Annotated in this window: 20 protein-coding genes and 1 pseudogene; 6 read left to right on the forward strand and 15 right to left on the reverse strand. The window is 40.0% G+C overall.

The genetic code is table 11. The annotated features are described in order from the left end of the window. The first annotated feature begins 123 nt into the window (after positions 1–123). From G6Q00_RS08545 to G6Q00_RS03590, 3 genes are all read left to right on the forward strand, one after another. Complete coding sequence (locus tag G6Q00_RS08545) at positions 124–768, forward strand: hypothetical protein (protein WP_346265329.1); 645 nt, start codon at positions 124–126, stop codon at positions 766–768. 268 nt (positions 769–1,036) lie between these two features. Then, positions 1,037–2,206 (forward strand): MFS transporter, encoded by a 1,170-nt coding sequence (locus tag G6Q00_RS03585; RefSeq protein ID WP_163532045.1) that lies wholly within the window; start codon positions 1,037–1,039, stop codon positions 2,204–2,206. A 37-nt stretch (positions 2,207–2,243) separates the two neighbouring features. Then, positions 2,244–3,848, forward strand: coding sequence for an ABC-F family ATP-binding cassette domain-containing protein (locus tag G6Q00_RS03590; RefSeq protein WP_163532046.1), 1,605 nt, complete (start codon positions 2,244–2,246; stop codon positions 3,846–3,848). Between the two features lie 56 nt (positions 3,849–3,904). Here G6Q00_RS03590 and G6Q00_RS03595 read toward each other — a convergent pair whose 3' ends face one another. Further along, on the reverse strand, positions 3,905–4,369 hold the full coding sequence (locus G6Q00_RS03595; RefSeq protein ID WP_163532047.1) for a phosphatidylglycerophosphatase A family protein: 465 nt from the start codon (positions 4,367–4,369) through the stop codon (positions 3,905–3,907). Between the two features lie 371 nt (positions 4,370–4,740). Here G6Q00_RS03595 and G6Q00_RS08550 point away from each other — a divergent pair. Beyond that, positions 4,741–5,418, forward strand: a pseudogene (locus G6Q00_RS08550) (PAS domain-containing protein); the annotation flags it as partial. Between the two features lie 117 nt (positions 5,419–5,535). Continuing rightward, complete coding sequence (locus tag G6Q00_RS08555; RefSeq protein ID WP_240329599.1) at positions 5,536–5,925, forward strand: methyl-accepting chemotaxis protein; 390 nt, start codon at positions 5,536–5,538, stop codon at positions 5,923–5,925. A 339-nt stretch (positions 5,926–6,264) separates the two neighbouring features. Here G6Q00_RS08555 and dxs read toward each other — a convergent pair whose 3' ends face one another. From dxs to modA, 11 genes are all read right to left on the reverse strand, one after another. Continuing rightward, the gene (gene dxs / locus G6Q00_RS03605) at positions 6,265–8,094 is read right to left on the reverse strand and encodes a 1-deoxy-D-xylulose-5-phosphate synthase (RefSeq protein WP_163532049.1); all 1,830 of its coding nucleotides are present in this window, start codon (positions 8,092–8,094) and stop codon (positions 6,265–6,267) included. A 1-nt stretch (position 8,095) separates the two neighbouring features. After that, positions 8,096–8,893 carry a flagellar assembly protein FliH gene (gene fliH, locus G6Q00_RS03610; RefSeq protein WP_163499168.1) on the reverse strand — a complete coding sequence of 266 codons (798 nt, stop codon included), beginning with the start codon at positions 8,891–8,893 and terminating at the stop codon, positions 8,096–8,098. Beyond that, positions 8,886–9,917 (reverse strand): flagellar motor switch protein FliG, encoded by a 1,032-nt coding sequence (gene fliG / locus G6Q00_RS03615; protein ID WP_205426486.1) that lies wholly within the window; start codon positions 9,915–9,917, stop codon positions 8,886–8,888. Before fliG ends, fliH begins: the two co-directional genes overlap by 8 nt. Beyond that, the gene (fliF, locus tag G6Q00_RS03620; RefSeq protein ID WP_163499135.1) at positions 9,914–11,617 is read right to left on the reverse strand and encodes a flagellar basal-body MS-ring/collar protein FliF; all 1,704 of its coding nucleotides are present in this window, start codon (positions 11,615–11,617) and stop codon (positions 9,914–9,916) included. Before fliF ends, fliG begins: the two co-directional genes overlap by 4 nt. Positions 11,618–11,640: 23 nt before the next feature. Next, on the reverse strand, positions 11,641–12,315 hold the full coding sequence (locus tag G6Q00_RS03625; protein WP_163532050.1) for a phosphatase PAP2 family protein: 675 nt from the start codon (positions 12,313–12,315) through the stop codon (positions 11,641–11,643). Positions 12,316–12,442: 127 nt separating this feature from the next. After that, on the reverse strand, positions 12,443–12,865 hold the full coding sequence (locus G6Q00_RS03630; RefSeq protein ID WP_163499133.1) for a hypothetical protein: 423 nt from the start codon (positions 12,863–12,865) through the stop codon (positions 12,443–12,445). Positions 12,866–12,908: 43 nt separating this feature from the next. Next, positions 12,909–14,630: an OmpP1/FadL family transporter gene (locus G6Q00_RS03635; protein ID WP_163532051.1), complete on the reverse strand. Its 1,722-nt coding sequence runs from the start codon at positions 14,628–14,630 to the stop codon at positions 12,909–12,911. Positions 14,631–14,645: 15 nt separating this feature from the next. After that, positions 14,646–15,287 carry a hypothetical protein gene (locus tag G6Q00_RS03640; RefSeq protein ID WP_163532052.1) on the reverse strand — a complete coding sequence of 214 codons (642 nt, stop codon included), beginning with the start codon at positions 15,285–15,287 and terminating at the stop codon, positions 14,646–14,648. A gap of 12 nt (positions 15,288–15,299) precedes the next feature. Beyond that, positions 15,300–15,959, reverse strand: a complete 660-nt coding sequence (locus G6Q00_RS03645) for an LPP20 family lipoprotein (protein WP_163532053.1) — start codon at positions 15,957–15,959, stop codon at positions 15,300–15,302. Between the two features lie 45 nt (positions 15,960–16,004). Next, on the reverse strand, positions 16,005–16,679 hold the full coding sequence (modB, locus tag G6Q00_RS03650; protein WP_163532054.1) for a molybdate ABC transporter permease subunit: 675 nt from the start codon (positions 16,677–16,679) through the stop codon (positions 16,005–16,007). Then, the gene (gene modA, locus G6Q00_RS03655) at positions 16,669–17,391 is read right to left on the reverse strand and encodes a molybdate ABC transporter substrate-binding protein (RefSeq protein ID WP_163532055.1); all 723 of its coding nucleotides are present in this window, start codon (positions 17,389–17,391) and stop codon (positions 16,669–16,671) included. Before modA ends, modB begins: the two co-directional genes overlap by 11 nt. Positions 17,392–17,509: 118 nt before the next feature. On the opposite strand from modA, the gene G6Q00_RS03660 reads away from it, so the two are divergent. Then, positions 17,510–18,541: a bifunctional 3,4-dihydroxy-2-butanone 4-phosphate synthase/GTP cyclohydrolase II gene (locus G6Q00_RS03660; protein WP_163532056.1), complete on the forward strand. Its 1,032-nt coding sequence runs from the start codon at positions 17,510–17,512 to the stop codon at positions 18,539–18,541. Between the two features lie 270 nt (positions 18,542–18,811). Here the strand turns inward: G6Q00_RS03660 and G6Q00_RS08720 are convergent, their stop codons facing one another. From G6Q00_RS08720 to G6Q00_RS03675, 3 genes are all read right to left on the reverse strand, one after another. Beyond that, a complete protein-coding gene (locus G6Q00_RS08720) occupies positions 18,812–18,946 on the reverse strand; it encodes a hypothetical protein (protein WP_275896764.1) in 135 nt (44 codons plus the stop codon). 294 nt (positions 18,947–19,240) lie between these two features. Next, positions 19,241–20,248 carry an A/G-specific adenine glycosylase gene (locus G6Q00_RS03670; RefSeq protein WP_240330967.1) on the reverse strand — a complete coding sequence of 336 codons (1,008 nt, stop codon included), beginning with the start codon at positions 20,246–20,248 and terminating at the stop codon, positions 19,241–19,243. Further along, a complete protein-coding gene (locus G6Q00_RS03675) occupies positions 20,232–21,011 on the reverse strand; it encodes a glycosyltransferase family 25 protein (RefSeq protein ID WP_240330968.1) in 780 nt (259 codons plus the stop codon). Before G6Q00_RS03675 ends, G6Q00_RS03670 begins: the two co-directional genes overlap by 17 nt. Positions 21,012–21,020: the final 9 nt, after the last annotated feature.

Below are 21,020 nucleotides of genomic sequence, written 5' to 3' on the forward strand. Positions count from 1 at the left end.
AATAATCAGAATGATTTTCAATGCTGCCCTAACTGCCAAGAAAAAGTATATATCACCGATTATCTTGCACTACACACTTTAATAGATGAAGCCCGTGGGGCTACAGGGGCACAATCTTATATTATGAGTGTATGCGAGGTTGTGCTGATGCTTTCTATGTTTAGATATTTGTTTGAAAAAGAACAAGGGACCCAATGGTTGTCCAAAATCCTTTTTATTAAAGACGGACCTTTAGCCCTTTTTAGCAGGCTAGATAATTTTGCCTCTGAGACTGTGCGGCCATTTTTGCAATTTCTTTATGAGCGATCATTAAAAGAACATGCGGGCTATGTTAATTGGATTGGACTAGATAAAAGCGGTGAGTTTGTAGATCATGTAAGAGCTTTAGACTCTAAGATTCTAGCAGAGAGTGTCTTTTTGCCCGATCTAAAATACATCAGAAAGTACATCACTGGTGATAGAAAAAGTGCCTTTGGAGAAAGAACCTATTTTGGCATCAAAATGTTTATTAAGACAAACCAATCTTTTGTGCTAGATGTGGCCATTCCCTTTGGTCCAAACATCAAGTATCAAAACTACATCAAAAAGCCAAATATCAAGGATTTCTTAACCTTAAAAGATATTTTAGAAACTTTAAAATCCTTAGAATGTGCTATGTATCAAAATTCCTTTATGCCCATTGTTATGGCTAATAAAATAGTGTCTATATCCAATATTCCAAGTAAGAAAATCCTAGAAGTATTTTCAAAAGAAATACTAGAAAAATGAAATGTACAACTTAATAAACAAAAAAACCTTGAGCATTCTATAAGACTAGAGCTATGGTATTTAAATGAGGTGTATGCGACAAACATGATCAACTCCACCAACTGCGCCATATAGGCGATGTTATACCTCAGCTTTAAATAATAGATAACTCCATTAGCTCATACACCAATGCGTATAGAAAGCATGCTAGAATGCGCCACAATCATTTAGCTTTTAATTATGAAAGTCTCTAAGTTTAGTTGGGTTGTAGTGAAAGAATAGAGGTAGCATGCGGCATTATATGAGAATTATCGCGCTTTTGGCTTGTTCAAGTTTTTGTCTTGGGGTAGCAGAGTTTATTGTTTCTGGGATTTTAACGCGTCTAAGCGTGTATTATGGCGTGTCTAATAGTGAGGCAGGAAATCTAGCAACTTTTTATGCCTGTGGTGTGGTGGTGGGTGCGCCTATTGTTAGCGTACTTATTTCCTCATGGAATTATAGAAACCAGCTTGTATTTACCCTTTCTGTATTTTGTCTTTCAAATGCCGCTGTGTTTTTGAGTAATACCCTATGGGTAGCGCTTTTTGCGCGTTTTATTAGCGGCCTTATGCATGGCTTATTCTTTGTCATCGCCACGATTATTAGTATTAAAGTTGCGCCCAAATCAAAAACAAGCATGGCATTAAGCCTTATGGCAAGTGGGCTCACCATTGCCCTTGTAACAGGTGTACCTATTGGTATTCTTTTATCCAAAAACTACGGGCTTTTATCCCCCTTCCTCTTAATTGCTAGTTTAAGCTTTTTAGTGGCACTTCTTGCATTTTTTGTGATGCCAAAACTTAGCAGTAAACAGGCAAATTTTAAAAACTTAGGCATTGCCTTTAAATATATCCATATCTGTCAAGGTTTTGTAGTAACCGCACTTTCATGTGGCTCTATGTTTGTTGTCTATATTTATTTGCGTATCTTGCTAGAACAACATGATTTTAGTCCAGATGAGATTGCAAATGTTTATCTGGGCTTTGGAATAGCCGCCATTTTTGGAAATTTATTTGGGGGTAGACTTACAGACTCAAAAGGTTCTTTTTCAGCATTGCGCTTTTTATTAACCGTGCAGATGTTTTGTTTGAGTGCCATGAGTTTTACCCATAGCTTTTCAAAAAGTATATTAGTTACAAATATCATGGCTTTTGGATTCTTTGGTTGTGCTCTGATTGCGCCGCTTAAAATGCTAAGTAGCTATCTAGCGCGCACCTTTACACCAGATACAAAAAATGACACCATCGCGCTAAATGAAAGTTCTTTTAATGTAGGAATCACCTTTGCCTCTCTTGTAGGGGGGCTTGTGGCGCGCTATTTGTATGCAGAACTTAATGGTATCTTTGCTGGCCTCTTTGCACTAGGAGCGCTTATCACTCTTTTATATGGCATTAAAAAAGTTTATTTTCGCCAAAAGTAGTTATACTCATCTTCACAAAAACACCATCAGGATTAACATGTTACAAACCATTAATCTAGGCATGCGCTATGCCACTAAAAAGCTTTTTGAAAATGTCAATCTCAAGTTAGACGCGCACAAACGCTATGGACTCATTGGGGCTAATGGAGCGGGTAAGAGTACTTTTTTAAAGATTTTAGCCGGAGAAATTGAGCCAAGTAGCGGGGAGGTTGTACTAGATGCGGGACTTAAAAGTGGGGTTTTAGGCCAAGATCAGTACGCCTTTGAAAATTTTAGCCTTAAAGATGTGGTGCTTCTTGGCAATAAAACCCTCTATGAGGCTCTAAAAGAAAAGCAACATCTATACGATAGCGCAGATTTAAACGATCCTGTAATCAACGAGCGCCTCGCTGCGCTAGAGATGATCTGTGTGCAGGAGGACCCGCTATATGAGTGCGAGGTGGTGGTAGAAAAGATCTTAGAGGATTTAGGCATTCCTGCTAGCCGCCATAACGATCTGATGCAAAGTTTGCCAAGTAGTGATAAATTTAAGATTTTGCTTGCTCAGGTGCTTTTTCCTAAGCCAGATATTTTACTTTTAGATGAACCCACCAACAACCTAGATTTAAACGCCATTGCTTGGTTAGAGGAAAATTTAAAACGCCATGAGGGCACGATGGTTCTTATCAGCCACGATCGCCACTTTCTTAACGCCGTTTGCACCCATATTTTAGACTTGGATTTTAATACACTTAGAGAGTTTAGTGGCAATTATGATGATTGGTACATCGCCTCTACTTTGATTGCCAAACAAAAAGAAGCCGAGCGCAATAAAAAACTTAAAGAAAAAGAGGAATTGGAGCGCTTCATCGCGCGCTTTTCAGCCAATGCTAGCAAAGCCAGACAAGCCACTAGCCGCCAAAAGCAATTAGAAAAATTAGACATTGAGAGTATACAAGTTTCTAGTAGGCGCGATCCTAGTATCGTGTTTAAACCCAGTCGGCTCATTGGCAACGAGGCGCTAGAGTGCACACAGATTTGTAAAAAATATGCGGATTTAGTGGTACTTGAAAAGGTGAGTCTAAAAGTTGCCCCGCAGGATAAAATCGCACTCATTGGGCCCAATGGGGTAGGTAAAAGTACGCTGTGTAAAATTTTAATCGGGGATTTGGCCCCAGATAGTGGAGAAGTTACATGGGGAGCGACGGTGCAAAAGGGGTATTTTCCACAAGATGTAGGCGAAAGCATCTTTGGGGAGGAGAGTTTGTATCAGTGGCTTTTTAACTTTAATAAAAAGATAGAAAGTGCAGAGGTGCGCAACGCTTTAGGAAGAATGCTTTTTAGCGGAGCGGAGCAGGAGAAGAGTATAAGCGCGTTAAGTGGGGGCGAGAAACACCGCATGGTTTTAAGCAAACTAATGCTAGAGAGGGGAAATTTTTTAATTTTAGATGAGCCTACTAATCATTTAGACCTTGAGGCCATCATTGCGCTAGGCGAGGCGCTGTATAAATTTGAGGGGGCTGTGATTTGTGTAAGCCATGATCGCGAGCTTATTAGCGCCTATGCTAACCGCATTATTGAGCTTGTGCCTAGTAAAAAGGGCGCAAAAATAATTGATTTTAAGGGCAGTTATGAGGAGTATATCAACACTCAGAGAAATTAATCATTTTTAAACCCCACGCGTGTGGGAGTTTTTGATTTTTTACCAAAAATTAACTTCTAAGAAAACACCTTAATCAAATGGACTAAAACAAGCGCGCATAGTCCCCCACAAATCCCAGCTAATGCATCATCACCCACGACCCCCAATCCGCCTTTAACATCGCGATCAATTTTACCGATGAATGAGGGTTTATAAATATCAAAGAGTCTAAAGAAAATAAAGCTTAAGAGCACGGGTAAAAACCCCCACCCAGCAATAGCCATCGCCATCCACATGCCCACTAGTTCATCAATGACAATATATTTTTCATCATGGGTTTTAGTTTGTTCTTCATAAATGTCAATTTGTTTAATGGCGATGAGCCCTATTAAGATAGCGCATAAAAAAAGCGTGTTGGCTGAGGCATACAAAAGAGGCAAACCTAAAAAAAGAGCGACTACACTCCCAGCTGTGCCCGGACCCTTTGGGAATTTTCCCGAATAAAAGAGGGTTAAAAAACAGATGCGGTTAAAAAAAGACATCTTATTTTCCTTAGTTTTTCAATATTGTAGCGCATAGATGCAAATTAGGAACTTTTATCTGTGCGCACAAAGATTTTATGCTACAATTCTAAGTACAACTCAAACTTAAGGATAAAAATGCCAAACGCAGCCAAAACGGGGGGGGGGGGGGTGGAAGTTTAAAACCTTTGCCTTCTTTAAAAAAAAGGTAGGCATGCCAAGTCTTACTTTTCCCAATATAAAAGCCTACCCTAAGTTAAGTAGCATAAAGGAAAAAGATGCCATTTTTTAGCAGAAAAGAAAAAGATGAAAACACCCACCTGCAAACTATCGCTAAACTCACGGAGCAAAACCAATATTTAAACGCCGTTGATAGCGCTCTTAATCGTTCTATGGTTTTCATTGAATTTGACACTGAGGGCAAGGTGATTAGCGCTAATGAGAACTTTTTAAAAGCGATGGGCTATAGCTTGGAGGAAATTAAGGGTAAGCATCATTCAATGTTTTATGATCCTAAAATGGTGGCTTTACCTGATTATAAAGAAATGTGGGCACAGCTAAGATCAGGGCAATTTAAACATGAAACTTCCAAATGCATAGGTAAAGGCGGAAAAGAGGTGTTTTTAGAAGCCACCTATAACCCTGTTTTAGATGCTAATGGCAAGGTACTTAAAATTGTTAAAATCGCTACAGATGTTAGCGCTAAAGTTATAGAGTATCGCGATTTACAGGCAGTTCATAATGCATGCTTAGCTTCTATGGCTTTGATTGAATTTGATATGAATGGCAATATCATAACGGCTAATGAGAATTTTTTAAAAAGAATGGAGTATAGCCTTTCTGAACTTCAGGGCAAACACCACTCTATTTTATGCGATCCTGAATTTGTCAAATCTCAGGAATATAAAGATTTTTGGAGTCGTTTAAGATCCGGGCAATTTACACGAGGCACTTTTAAGCGCCTCACTAAATCGGGTAAAGTTGTGTATTTAGAGGCTAGCTATAACCCGGTGTTTAATAGAAATGGAGAAATTTATAAATTTATTAAGTTTGCTTGGGATGTTACAGATAGAGAGGAAAAAGCCCACATGGTTATTGAACTGATTAGAGAAAACCAGCAATTAACCGACCATGGAAGCGAAATGATTGAAAAAACAACTTCTAATATGCAAAATGTCGCTAACACCATGAAAAATAATAGCGATTTAGTCAACACCCTTAGCGCCCAGTCTGATTCAATTTCTTCAATCACACAGACGATTAAAGATGTCGCCGATCAAACAAACTTATTAGCCCTCAATGCCGCCATAGAAGCCGCGCGGGCGGGCGAACATGGGCGCGGGTTTGCGGTGGTAGCTGATGAGGTGAGAAAACTTGCCGAGCGCACGGGAAAATCAGTTACTGAAATTTCTGCCATTATTAGCCAAATCCGCGAGGTTACCTCTCAAGTAGTAACTGACATCACCGCTGGTACGCAAGAATCCCAAAAGACTGTGGATCTCTCCTATGAGACTAAGAATTTAATGGAGAAAATCAAGGCTGCTAGCGATCGGGTCGCACAAAGAATGGGGGTTTAGCTCTAGTCTTTTCCTTTATTTTTCTAAAACCAATGACCACCTTTGGCTGTTAAGGTGGTGTTCCTCTATATATTTTTTGATAGTTGTGGGTGAAAAACTAAAGGTATTGGGCTGACTACAATCTAGCTGGGGTAAGGTTTTGCTTGAAAAAGCATTTTAATATTGGGGTCTACTTGATTAATTAGGTAGGCTATATACGCTGTTTAACTCTTCTAACACTACTAGATAAAGATTTAAGATGGATATAACCGCTCCATAAATACTTACTAAACCCTGAATAGATCACATCTGTAGATAGTGTTAAAGGAATTTTTGAATTACTGTTGTTTGTTACTAAGATTATATATTTTTCTCTAAAACTCGTTTTGCTAGACTGGTTGGATCAATTTGTAAAGATTGTTCTATTAAACCTGTATTACCATGGGGGATATAAAAATCACCCAGTTCAAAGCTTGTAAGCGCAATGGGGCTATCTGCCATGAATTCTAAAAGCGCACTAGCCACACCGCCTATTAAATAGGTATCGCTAAAAACATAAATTTGTGTATAACGGGGTAAAATTTCTTTCAGCGCGCTATCTAGGGGTTTTAAAAAGCGCAGATCTAAAAGCGCAATTTTAAGCCCCTTACTCTCTAGTAATTTTAAAGTCTGATAAGCCCGCCCTACCCCATTCCCATAGCCTACAAATAAAATATCCCCCTCACTTAAAAGTAACTCACATTCCCCGTATATAAAGGGTTTAGCTTTAAAAATATCTTCTGGTAATAAAAACGATCCTCTAGGGTATCTAAAAGCACAGGGGCCACTTTGGTGATCTTTAGCAAAAGTAATAGCCTGTTTGAGGGTGGCATTATCTCGTGGGGCTAATAAAGTCATGCTAGGAATAGGGCGCAAATAGGCAAGGTCTAATAAACCTTGATGGGTTTCGCCATCTTCGCCTACAATGCCAGCCCGATCAATGGCAAATTTAACAGGCAAGGACATAATCCCCACATCATGCACTATTTGATCAAAGGCGCGTTGTAAAAAAGTAGAGTAAATGCTTACAAAGGGTTTAAAACCCTCTTTAGCTAGAGCCGCCATAGAAGTTATAGCATGTTGTTCAGCAATGGCTACATCCCAAAAACGCGTAGGGTAGGCATCTATGAGTTTGCCAAGACCCGTACCCCCCGGCATAGCCGCCGTAACGCCTACGATTTTTTCATCTTGAGCGCTTAACTCTAAAAGGGTTTGAGAATACACCTCTGTAGGGCTCATCACTTGGGATACACTCTTAAGACTTTCGCCTGTTTTTAAATCAAAGGGGCCCACCCCATGCCATTTTTCGTATTTGCCCTCAGCAATTTCATAGCCCTTACCCTTTGTGGTTTGGGCATGGATTATTAAAGGCCCCTTAGTCTCTTTAGCTAGCTTAAGTGCCTGAATAATGGCCTCTAAATCATGCCCATCAAGAGGACCCATATAATTAATGCCTAGTTCTTCAAATAAAATCCCGGGGGTGATGAGTTTAAGCGATTCTTCAAAGCGATTAGCTAAATAACTCACGCTATCTGGCATGGATTTTAAAATAGTCTTGATCTTATCGCGAAAAGACTGATAAAGGGGGCGTGCCATTAACTGAGAGAGGGCATTACTAATGGCCCCTATGGGTTTGGCAATACTCATTTCATTGTCATTGAGTATAATCACAAGCGGGTATTTGCGATCGCCTAGCTCATCTAAAGCTTCATAGGCAAGCCCTGCGCTCAAACTCCCATCTCCTACCACCACCACAGGTACAGAAGTAATCCCCTTAAGTGCATAGGCCTTAGCCACCCCCACACCTAAAGAGATCCCCGTTGAGCTATGCCCGGCAATAAAATAATCATAGGGCGATTCACTGGGGTGAACAAACCCACTTAACCCTCCAATTTGGCGCAAAGTAGCAAAGCTTTCAAAGCGCCCTGTTAAAAGTTTATGCGCGTAGGCTTGGTGGCTGGTATCAAAAATGAAGGGGTGTTTATCTTTATCAAAGACGCTATGTAACCCCACAATAAGCTCAATTGCCCCCAAAGAAGAACTTAAATGCCCGCCATTAGCACTCACCACCTCTAAAATCCGCTCTCTAATTAGCGCACAAACCCGCTTTAAATCTGCTATATCCTTTTGAAAGACTTCTAACTCTGCCATATTAGACCTTTAAATTATCCAGCACGCTTTCTTTAAGGTTTTTATAGCGCGCCATTAAATTCCCATCAATATTACCCTGAGAACTGCTAATCAGTACCCCACCTTTAGCAATGGCATCGCTAGGCTCAAGTTTGATCTTGGGTAGGTCTTTAAGGTTTTGTAAGAGAAAGGGGTAATCTAAAGTGTTAACTTTCATGCAAATATCTGTGGCGTCCATGATATTTTTGAGCAGTTCCTTAGCTAAGGCTAAGGCCACTTCTTGGCTTTTTTGTTCCACTTCTTTAACAATCACTTCTTTAGCAATTTCAACAGCAATTGCGCTTAATTCTTTCTCTAAAGTTTCTAAATGGCCTTGTGATTGCTGCATAGTTTGATCAATAGTGGTAATAGATTGTAAAAGATGTTTTTTTTCTGCATCAATGCTAGCGTTTAGATCATTTTTAGCCTTCTCCTCGCCCTCTTTAAAACCAATTTTATAGCTATCCTCTCTAGTTTGCTGGATAAGCTGTTGGTTTTCCTCTTGGGTTTTTTCAAACTGCATTTGTAATTTAGCCAGATGGCTAGAAAGTTCATCTGTTTTTTTTAACAAACACTCAATGAGATCGTTTTCTTGCTGGATAGAGCGCACAACCGGCGCATCTGATTCTTCTTCTAACTCTTGCTTATCTTCTCTCTTTTGCTTTTTTTCCTCCGGTGTTTCAGTAGCCAGATCGGCTAAGGATTTAAAGGTGTATTTTCTAATGCTATGTTTTTCAAGGTCCTCCTTAGGGATTAAATTTTCATCGCCTAAGTTATTCAACAATATCTTCCTCGCCACCCATTTGGATCACGCCTTTTTCGGCTAGAGACTGGACAATTTCAATAACTTTGCGTTGTGCCGATTCAACATCTTTAATTTTAACCGCTCCCAAATACGCCATTTCCTCAATAAATTGATCGCTAGCGCGGCTACTCATGTTGCTTAAAAACTTAGTTTTTAACTCTTCAGTAGAGGTTTTAAGGGCTAAGGTGAGATCTTTTTTATCCGCCACTTTAAGGATTTCACGGATTGCAAAGTTATCAAGACTACTAATATCCTCAAAGGTAAACATCATCTCTTTAATATCATTAGCTAATTTAGCATCAATATTTTCAATGCGCGCAAGGGTGGTTTTAGCCGCCTTTTGGCCTAAGCGGTTAAAGATTTCAGCCACCGCACGCAAGCCCCCTACTTCTACTTTATAACTAGTGAGCGCTTCTAGTTTATTTTCTAGCACAGTAGAAACCCGCTTAACCACTTGGGGCGAAATATCGCCTAAACTCGCCATTCTAATACTCACCTCCGCTTTCATGTCATCTGGGAAGAAACTCAAAGTTTCAGCGGCATTAGGCGATTCCATATGGGCTAAGATTAGCGCAATAGTTTGGGGGTGTTCGTTGATAATAAAGTCGGCTAGTTGTTGGGGTTTAATGCGCCCTAGATAAGAGAAATTTTTCTGGGTTTGTAAACTGCGGCTTAGTTTTTCTAAAATAATTTTAGCCTGCTCAGGCCCTAAGGCTTTAATTAAAAGTTCTCTAGCATATTCAATCCCGCCGGTGTTAATGTATTGGTTGGATTGTAAAATGGCAAAGAATTCTTCTAAAACCGCCGCGCCGATGGCCTTATCTGTGCCATTAAGCTGGACAATTTGCTTACTAATCTCAGTAATGGAATCCACATCTAAATGGCGTAAAATCCCCGCCGTCGCTTCCTCGCCCACCTGAATGAGCAAAATAGCGATCTTTTCAGACATGGTAAATTCGTCTAATTGTGATTTCTGTCTAGGAGTTAGCTTAGCCATTATTTTTCCTTAGTATTCGTAATAGCAACCTCATCTTTAATCAGCAATTTAAACATAGAGGCGATCTCTTCGGGTTTTTCTTTTAAAGAATGGCGTACCCGCTCTAGCATAATATCATACTTCACATCTTCCTCATCAAAGCTTGCACTCAAACCTAGTTGATCTTCTACTTTTTTACGCATTTCACCAAATTTATCTACCTCCTCATCGTCTTCTTCTTCGGTAGCAAAAAGGGATTGTACTTGTTCCTCCTCATCAGGCTGGATTTCTAGCATGCGCTGGCTAAAGGGCGTAATGATCTTTTTATAAAAGACATAGAGTACCAACCCAACGATAATATATTTAAAGAGGGAGGAAAAAGGACCTAATACCTTTTCTGTAGTGGCTACAACTCTTTCATACGCACTCATGGGTACATATTTTGTAGATTTAGCGTTAAACTCAAAATTGCTCACCGTAACCGCATCGCCTCGATTCTGGTTATAGCCAATGGCCTGTTTAACTAGCGCATTGATCTGATCCATTTCAGCAGCAGAAAGCGCTACATACTCCATGCTCTCTGTTCCATTTTTATTAACCTTTTGGTATTTGCCATCTACCACAACGGCCGCATTAAGGCGCGTGAGTACCCCAAACTCACCTTTAATTTCACTAACCATTTTACCCACTTCATAATTAGTTGTGTTGGTAGATTTTTCATATTTTTCCTGAAGTTGGTTATTAGCAATTCCTTGCACAGGCCCAATATTACTCACAACCCCGGGCACCCCCCCCACTTGCTTTTTAGGCAAGCCCTCTTTCTTTTCCTCCATTGTCTGCTCGCTACGCACGACATTATTTGGATCAAAAGTTTCTTTAGTGCTTTTTTTCTGGCTAAAATCAAATTCAGCGCTCACCTTAGCCACAACTTTATCCCGCCCGCCTACAATGGGCGCTAAGATATTGGCGATCTTACTCTCTAGCATATTTTCAAAGTTTTGTTTGTAGCGCAACTGGGCTTGGGCTAATTCGCGGGTGCTATCTAATTGATCGTTTTCTCCTAAAGGCTCGCCATTTTCATTGACTAATTTAACATTCTCTACCGTGAGTTTAGGTACAGAAGCGGCAATGAGATTTTTAATCCCAATAATTTGTCTTGGTAAAAGACGCATGTTGGGTTTAATTTTAAGCATTACAGAGGCCGTAGGCGGGATTTCATGGCTTACAAAGACGCTATCTTTAGGAATAGCAATGTGTACATTGGCCTTTTCTATGGGGTTAAGGCTTTCAATTGTACGGCTAAGTTCCCCTTCAATCGCGCGGATATATTTGATATTTTGATCAAAATCTGTTGCCCCAAAGTCTTTAATATCAAAGATTTCATAACCCACCTTGCTAGTCTTTGGAATGCCCTGTGAGGCTAGAGAAATGCGCTCTTCATAGATTCGATCTCTAGGGATTAAAATAGTGTCCTCTTTAGGGATTTTATAAGGAATATGCTTTTGTTGGAGATGTTGCAGAATTAAAGCATTATCGCTATTATCCATGCCCTCAAATAAGACTCCATAGCCGCTTAAATCGCCCTTGTCATGGGTAGGGTAAATGAGTAGAAACACCAAAAAGGCTACAATAAGCGTTACAGCTGTAACAATTGTGATCTTTTGTGCTCTATTAAGTCTTGAGAAAAAGCTAATAACCTGTTGTAGTAGACTCTTAAAATCCACAAACTATCCTAAAGAGCTAAAAATTAGTGCCGTTTTAAATATCCAAGATAAAATCCCATAGAACAAGACACCCACGCTATACCCATTAAAAAGCCCCCTAATACATCAGTAGGATAATGCACGCCCAAATAAACCCTATCATACATCATGAATAAAATCCATAACAATAAAAAACTGCACACTACCCCCTTAACACTTTTGTTTAAATGCCCAAAATACACAAGCGATAATAACAAACCATAAAATAAACTAGCTGCTAGCGCATGCCCGCTAGGATAACTAAAACCATGGGCAAAGGCTAAAATGCCATTAGTAGAGGGGCGCGCTCTTTGCATCACATTTTTAAAAATCTTAAGCGCAATTTCTCCAAAAAGCACGCTACTAAAAAACCAAATCCCCAAAGCATAGCGCTTTAAAAACACCCAATAAAGCGCGATTAACAGGGCTAAAGAAATGGTGAGTTTAGACTGTGCAAACCAAGTACTAGCCTGTACGATAGATAACCAAAGATGGCTTTGTGTAGGGGAGGGGTGGGAGCGAATTAAAGAGATAAAAAACGCATCTAAATTTTGTATAAAAGCGTGCTTTTCTTTAACACAGATAGTTTCTAAGCCTAATAAAACAAACAGCACGATCCCTACAATCCACAAAGCCCAAACCACCGCGCTATTTGTTTTGCCCTTATAGGGAACTTGCATATTCTACTCCCATTACATTTCACAAGCCAGAATCATAACCAAAAAATAATAAAAGATCACCTTAGATAAGGCTTGCTAGGGTGTTTTCAATTTAACCAAAACATTGATCTTTAATAGACTTAGCCTCTTAATAAAAAGTGGTGTGTTCAGGTTTACAAAAAAGCACTAATTCTTTGCCATTGCTTAAATGATAGAGATCAATAAACCCCTGATCTAAAACAAAATCCACACTACAATCATGTAAACTAACTTCAACGCGCCGCATTTGGGGTTCTTTAGAATCAGGTTTAATGCTTAAAATCCGCCCTGTAAAAGCCATAGGGTCTAATTTGAGTTGTTGTGTAAAATTAGGGATAAGCACCTCTAATACTTTAAGAACAATGGTGATTTCATCATCTTCTTGGTGGTCCTCTACTTCACTAGCAAGGCATTTAGCTTGCACCACCACATCTTTAGCTCCAAAATGTACACGGTATTTACCCTCTCCTCTTTCATGCAAAGAGATTTTACCGCGGATACGGTTTTTCATATAAAGACTAGAAACAGGCATGATCTTCTCCTATCAAATTTCATAGAGTTTAGCAAATCAAAGGCTACCAGCGGTAACCCAAAGAGGCAGAAAAGATACGCAACTGCCCTAAGTTATTAGACTGGTAGTAACTGTTGCGATTACTCTTAAAGATAAAAGTACCCCCCCAACCAATATCAAAGCCTCTAAAATTATACTTAGCACCAAAGGCAATTGCATAGCCATTAGAATCAGGAATGCCAATAGCATCTTGAGGGCTAGGGGCTTGATCGTAAGCAAGAGCTCCCATGAGGCGTAAACTACGGCTCATGTAAGTTGCGCCAAGTCTAAAAGTATTGGTATCTCTCCAGCCTGCTCCCATATTCATCACCCCGCTAAAATCTGCTAGCCCTACCATTTTTTTAAGAGTCTCAGAACTTAAATATTGCACCGTGCCCCCCACGCCTTGATAACTCGCATTAGCAAAATCTGGCGTAACTAAAAATTTATTCCCCTGACTCCAAAAGGTGCGCTCATACACCCCCTCAATACGCAAATGGTGTTTGAAAAACTCATGGGCATAGGCTACATTGAGAATTTCAGGTAAAGAAACATTGATATTTAAACTCCCCTTAGTAAGCACATTACCTAAACTAGGCCCTAGCTGGGTTAGAGCCGTTAAATTGCCATGCATATTAAAAGTAACACTGCTGTTATACACCACCGAAAACATGCCATGATCAAAGACTTTCAAACTAGCCCCTAATTTATACCCCCCACCCCAAGAACTCCCATTACTAGATTGTACCACTTTAGAAGTGCCGTATAAATCTGAGATCGCCTCTTGTAATCCGCTATCCCGCATCACATTCTTAAGCTGATTGTAATATTGCATGCATGCTGGTCCGTTTTGATCCATGTTAGGGGTACAATTAGCAGCAGCCTGATCGCCAATTTGTGCTAATTTTTCACGCATACTAGAGGGTACTTGGCCACTAAAAACATTATTAGGCAAACCCACAATTTGATTTCCACTTAGCACAGAAGCCCCATGTAAGGGTACATAAACGGTATTATTAAAACTCCCGGTGGCATAAAGCCCGCGTGCTGCAAGGCCAATAGAAAAGCGTTGGCCAATGGTATAACTAATGCTAGGGGCTACTTGGACCATCATGATAAACACATCGCGTAAAAACTCACCCCCTGCTCCATGCCATTTCATGCCAAGACCCGAGGGAGCCGTAAAACTCCCCCCAAAGGTAAAACCATTATGGGTACGGCTCTTATAAAAGAATTTAGGCAAAACAAAATTAGTTGTACCCGTCCAACCGGGTACAACTTGATTACTAGGCAAAGAGGCCACTGTGATCACCTTTTGGTTAGTCATATTCTGCAAATCTTGGATAAGTTGTTTTACATCTTGTATACCATTATTTACCAGATGATGCAAAATTGCATTCGCCAGACTGCCAAGCCCTAAATCTTGTGCAATTTGTGCCATATTTTCCTGAGATTTATTCACTTTAAGCGTTGTTTCTGAGTAAAGCCCTTGATTACTTGTAGGGACCATGAATTTAAAGGCGGGGATATTAATCACCGTGCTAGTGATTTCAAACTCGCTACGGTTTTCCCCCCAATCGTTTTCAAAACCCATGTTAGCCGGGTTATAATAACTCGCATCTGCTCCTCTGGCTCCGGCAATATAGGCTGAATCTAAAGCGGTACCATTAAGGCTTTGCTGGGAGATCTGAAAACCATTAGCGCCTAGAAAAACTGGTAAGAGAGGGCATAAAAACCGTAAATGCAAGAAAACTCCCTAAAATCACTGAGGATGATAAGGTTGAATCACAATCGCCACGCCGGTTGTCATGTTCTGAAAGAGGATTTTTTCAGGACTGCGCTCATAATAAATCATTTGCCCATTTTCTATAAAACGCTGTAACAACACCCCATTAGGCTGGATTTGTTTACCAATGCCTTGGAAAATATCGCGCCCTAGCACAATATCATCAAAGAGATCACCATAACTCACCTCACCAAACATATCCCTAGCTGCAACCCATTTAGCGCTACAAGTACCCGAAAAACAAATGTAGTTTTTCTTAATCACGATGTTTCCAAAGTACTTGCTTAGCTTATAAAGCACTAATTCTAAATCCCCCTCTTTATTATGCCCAATGGTTCCATAATCATAAAAGCGAAACACCGGAGTATAAATATAAATGAGTTTAAACTTAGCTAACTCTTTTTTAATTTGGGCTTGTTGTTCTGCTTTGCGCTCTGCAGCGCTCTTTTTAATAAAGACTTTTTTATGGGATTTTTTAGGCTTCTTAGGTTTTTTAGGCTTATGAGGTTTATTAGGTTTAGGTTTATGGACCTTATGAGGCTTTTTAGGTTTAACTTGGTGGTGGCAAGCACTCATTAACACCCCAAAAAGTATTAGCGCTAAAAGCTTTCTTAGCACACAAACGCCTAATTACCCGCGGATATTATTAAAGACATTATACCAGATACGCCCATCAAGTTTAAGCTCCATGCTCACTTGGCATAAACCATCTTTATAGATCGTTTCTGTGATCTCGGCATTGCGAATCAACGCATTAACTTTAGTTTTAATCACAGAGTTTTGTAAGATCATGTCTTTAACCGTATCGGTAGCATTAACTCTAATCCCATACATTTTTTCGCCTAGTTGGCGGTAACCATCAACAATGGCCGCTCGTTTGGCTAAAGCCAAAGCCTGAGAAGGAGAAATAGTTGATTCAGGGGCTACACCCATGCCCACAGCGCTTAATTCAATAACATTAGTAGGGGTTAGAATGGGGCTATTTGGGATAATTGCATTTGTCCCAGCAGTGGGGGGGGTTACATTTTGAGAAGAATTATCAAAACGCGTTTCAATCTGTGGGGATTTAGGGAAAACAGGCATGGAACGGCTACGGCCGTTGTTAAAAGTAGTGGGGGGATAGATAGGGGCTTGAAGACCTGTGGCTGAGGGTGGGATAAGCTGTGTAACACCGGGTTTTCTAAACCAGCCACATCCAGACCCGATCAAAGCCAATCCAACACAAAGATATAAGGGGGTATTTTTTTTTAATAAACCCTTAATAGACTTCACACGCGCTTTTTGTATCATCACGCAACCTTTTAATGATTTAACCCCTATTCTAACACAAAAATTCTAAATGGTAGACAGACCTACACGGCGCTTAAGTAGCATGGTAAAAAGAAGTAGAAAACTAATTCCGCTTAAAATTGCAGCATACTGGTGGGCAATTTGTAAGTTATTGGCCTCTGCTTGTATAAAAATGGCAATACTAGCTACGCGGGTTTGCCCCTCAATGTCTCCGCCTACCATCATCACCACCCCAAACTCCCCGATTGTGTGGGCAAAGGTGGTGATACAGGCCATTAAAAGCGCGGGTTTAATATTGGGTAAAAGCACGCAAAAGAAAGTATAAAGTTTACCCTTTCCCAAAGTGTAGCTAGCTTCTTTAAGCGAGGGAGATAGATTTGTAAGCGCATTTTGGATAGGATTAACCATGAAAGGCAAAGAAAAAATCACACTAGCAAACACCAATCCACTAAAACTAAAAACCAACTTTAAATGCAAATATTTTTCTAAAAACGCCCCTAAAACACTGCTTGGCGCAAAAAGAATCAACAGATAAAAGCCTAAAACAGTGGGGGGTAAAACTAGGGGCATCCAAGTTAGCGTCTCTATAAAGGTTTTAAATAAACCCCTTTGATTAGCTAAATAAACCCCTAAGATAAGCCCAATAGGGAGTAAAACAAGAGTTGTAAGGGTGGCAAGCTTAAAGGTAAGAAAGAGAGTGTTTAAAAATTCACTCTGCAAGTTCTTCTACCAAATAGCCATAATTTTTTAAGATTGTTTGCCCCTCTTTACTTAAAATAAAATCCTCTAGTGCCCGTGCAAGGGGATTTTCCCCACCCTCTTTAGTGAGCACCATTGCCTGCTCAATAGGGCTATAATACTCTTTAGGCACAATAAAATAATGGCTGTTTTTATCCATTAATGAGAGCGCACTAAAACCTAGTTTAGCCGCCCCACTTTGTACATACTGGGTTGCTTGAGAAATAGAACCTGCTTGCACGATTTTAAGCTCCAAAGCATCAACTAGATTTAATTTTTGCAAGACCTCCATACTCGCGCGCCCATAAGGGGCTAAATTAGGATTAGCAATGGCTAGATGTTTAAAAGAACCTTGCAATGCCTCTAAAGAGTGGATATTTTCTTGTTTACTCCAAAGCACCAAAACTCCCCTAGCATACACTTTAACAGGGTAGGGCGTGTACTTTTCTTGTTGTAATCTTAACGGCCGCTCTTTATCTGCACTGATAAACAAATCAAAAGGCGCGCCTTGTGTAATTTGGTTAAAAAAATGCCCAGAAGAACCAAAACTTAAAAGCACCTGTCCGCTATGCTTTTTTAAAAAAGCACTTTTAATTGCCTGCATTGCCTGAGTTAAATTAGCCGCTACGGCTACTCTTATCTCTGCGCCAAAACACAAACTTACCCATAAAATCCCTAAAACTAAAAAACGCATGCCAACTCCTTACTAGCACCAAAAGTGCAAGTATACAAGATCAAGCCCTCTTCTGCCCCATGAAAAATTTTAATCCTTAGTAAGTTTGGGGTAAAATGAGCGCTTTTAAAGGAGAGTGATGGATAGTGCAAAAAGATTAAAAGAGGCATTAATAGCCTTGAAAAATGGCGAACTCTTGATTTTAATGGATGATGAGGATCGCGAAAACGAGGGGGATTTAGTGCTAGCCGGGATTTTTAGCACCCCTGAGAAAATTAATTTTATGGCTAAATATGCACGCGGGCTAATCTGTGTTGCGCTCACCCAAAAAATCGCACACCAATTTGATCTTAAGCCCATGGTTAGCCACAATGATTCTAAGCATGAAACTGCTTTTACAATCTCTATTGATGCTAAAGTGGCTAAAACCGGCATTTCAGCCTATGAGAGATCGCTTACCATTGAATTACTTTGCAAAGAGGAGAGCAGAGCGGAGGATTTTGTGCGCCCGGGACATATTTTTCCCTTAATTGCTAAAGAGGAGGGGGTTTTGGTGCGCACAGGCCATACAGAGGCTAGTGTAGATTTATGTAAGCTAGCCGGGCTTAAGCCCATTAGTGTGATTTGTGAGATCATGAAAGAAGATGGCTCGATGGCAAGAAGGGGGGATAAATTTTTATTAGACTTTGCCAAAACACACAATCTTAAAACTTTATATGTCTCTGATATTGTAAGCCATCGCCTGCAGAGTGAAAACCTCTTGAGTTTGCTTTCTGAGGATAGCGCGCATTTTGCGGGTTTAGAGTGTAAAGAATCGATCTTTTTAGATCATCTGCAAAGAAAACATTTTGTCTATTGCTTTGGCCCGCCTCATAGCACGCCTTTTGTACGATTCCACATCATTAGAGAGGATCATAAACTTTTAAGCCACCCTAAAGATTATCCCTTTTTAATGCGGGTGCTTTCTAAATTACAAGCTGAAGGCGGGTTTTTAATTTGCATCGATCCACAGGCTAAAACCCATGACACCCTTAAAAATTTTGGTATTGGGGCGTTGATTTTAAAAAGCTTAGGGATTAAAACCTTTTGTCTTTTAACCACTCAGGATAAACCCGAATACGCCGCACTTAAAGGCTTTGATTTACACATGACAGAGGCGATTTGTCCTTGATTTGTACATAATTGAATAATTAGAGATTGAGTTAGTAGCTAGGACTTAAAAAGAATAAGGGTAAAACCATGCTAAGTGAGAGATAAATGCAAGGAGGAGTTAGATTTGTTTGAACTACACCACATTGTGCCCTTAGCCTTGGCTAGAGATCAAAATGAGTTTTCTGTTTTAGATAAAGACTAGATTACCAAATAGCTATAGATTTTAAAAACACTTAGCCACCCCTAAAAACCTTTAGGAGTGGAAAGCCCCCCAAGCACTAACTTAAAACTATTTTTGCTCAGGTTGCCAAATGGTCTTTTCAGAGGGGGTATAATCTTTCTCATCCTCTAAAATTTGCTTTTTACTCTCTGAACAGGCTGTCAGTAACGCCACTATAATCCCAATTGCCAGTAACAAGCGCATTTATACCCTTTTATTTCTGAAGTGAAGTGCCCAAATGCAACATTTGGGCTTCCTAGGCTGATGTTGCCCGTAGAAAGAGTGGTTTTACTCTGTGAGATTTTACAGAGTTTAAGCCCCAACACATTTCCTACAGGTCAAATCGCATCATATATCCAAAGGCGTAACTTCCGGCACTCCCTGCCGTAGATACGAATGTATTTAGGCACTATACCACAAAAATGCAAATAGTAGCACTGGCTACAAGTAGGATTTTTGCCATAGAGATTTAGCGTTTTTAACTTTGTAGATTTATACCTACAAAATCCCCCTCTTTTCTAGTAATGCCACAATTTTAGCGCCTAAAGAACTCATAGGTATTTGCTTGAGATTAGCTAAAGCCACAACTACTAGGTTTTCTGGTTGTAGATCCTCTAAAGTAGCTTGATAAAGCCAAACTTGCACGCGGTACTTGGTATAGCTATGCCGCACACTCCCCAAGAGAGGCAAGGGTATTAAATCCTGCTTTTTTAAGAGAGGAAATTGGTAGAGGTGGGCATACAAACCCTTTTGTGTGTAGGTGAGGTATAAATTCTTTGTTTCTACACACACCCCGTAGTGCCTTGCAATGGGAATACTGGGGGTTTTTTTCACCACACTAAAACGCTCTATATTTTCTTTACCACAGCAACTAAAGCTTAAGGGGCAAATGTGGCAACTAGGTTTAGGGGTGCAGATAAGCGAACCTAAATCAATAAGGGCTTGGTTATGATCAAAAGAATTAGTTGGATTAACAAAGGCTCTAGCCTTGTCTTGCAGGAGGGTTTTAAGATTCTTACTTTTTAAATCTAGTCCAAATAAGCGCAAAAGCACGCGCGAGACATTGGTATCTAGCACGCCCACATTTTGCCTAAATCCAAAACATAAAATCGCACTTGCGCTGTATGCTCCAATGCCGGGCAAGGCTAATAGATCCGCATAATTAGAAGGCAAACAACCCCCATATTTTTGGCAACAAATTTGTGCGCTTTTGTGTAAATTTTTAGCGCGCGCATAGTAACCTAGACCTTTCCATAAAAGTAAAACCCGGTCTAAAGGGGCGTTTGCTAAATCTATCAGAGTGGGGAAGGCTCGCAAAAAGGGGAGATAAAATTTGTCTAACACAACTTCAATTTGAGTCTGCTGGGACATGATCTCAGAAATATAAATTTCATAAGGGGCATTAGGGCCTGTGAGATTTCTAATTAGCATATTTTTGCGCCCATGTGTTTGATACCAGATCAATAAAGCCTCTTGTAAAACTTTTAGTTTAGGTGTACTTGACATATAAATGATTGATCCGTCTAACTAGGCGCAAGCCAATAGAGAATTTTTCTTGAGTAAACCGTTCCACATTGGAGTTATTGGGTTTTTCAGTAATAGCAAAGGGTTCTAATACTAGGTTAGATATTCCATGCAAATAGGAACTATCCATTACGCAGTCCACTGGCATCACCCACTTAGCGCTAGCCTTAATAAAAGCCATAGCAGCTTGGGGGGTTAAACAATAGCCTTGAGTGCCCTTTCCCTCATTATCACCTACCATTTGGAATACACGCGTAAAATGCGTAGGTTTCTTTGGGACTTTAAAAAGATGCATTAGCCGTACATAGCCTAGTGTATAAATATGTTCTTCTAAAAAATCTAAAGATTGCCAAAAACAGGGCTCTAGTTCTATATCATCTTCTAAGATCACAATGGGCTCGTTATACTCCAAACACCTATACCACAGGCAAAAGTGGCTGGCAAAACACCCTAATTCTCCTAAACTCATATACTTGCCTTTATATTTTAACGCGTAGAAGTAGGCACTTAAAGTATCTTTAATATTATGAGTAACTTCACAACTTGGGTGGGTAAAACAGGGGTGTAAATGGGCTTTGATCAAAGGGTGCAACCCGGTTTTAGTTTTAGAATAAATGGCATCAAAAATTTCTACTGTATGCTTAGAAGAAGTGCTTAAACTCCTTTCTAAATAACTAATATCGCGCTCAAAAAGCTGGTTTTCTCGGCAGGTTTTAGTAGAGAGGTGGATTAGAAAAATACGCATAGCAACTCC

Source organism: Helicobacter suis (genome assembly GCF_902196125.1).
Classification (GTDB): Bacteria; Campylobacterota; Campylobacteria; order Campylobacterales; family Helicobacteraceae; genus Helicobacter; species Helicobacter suis_B.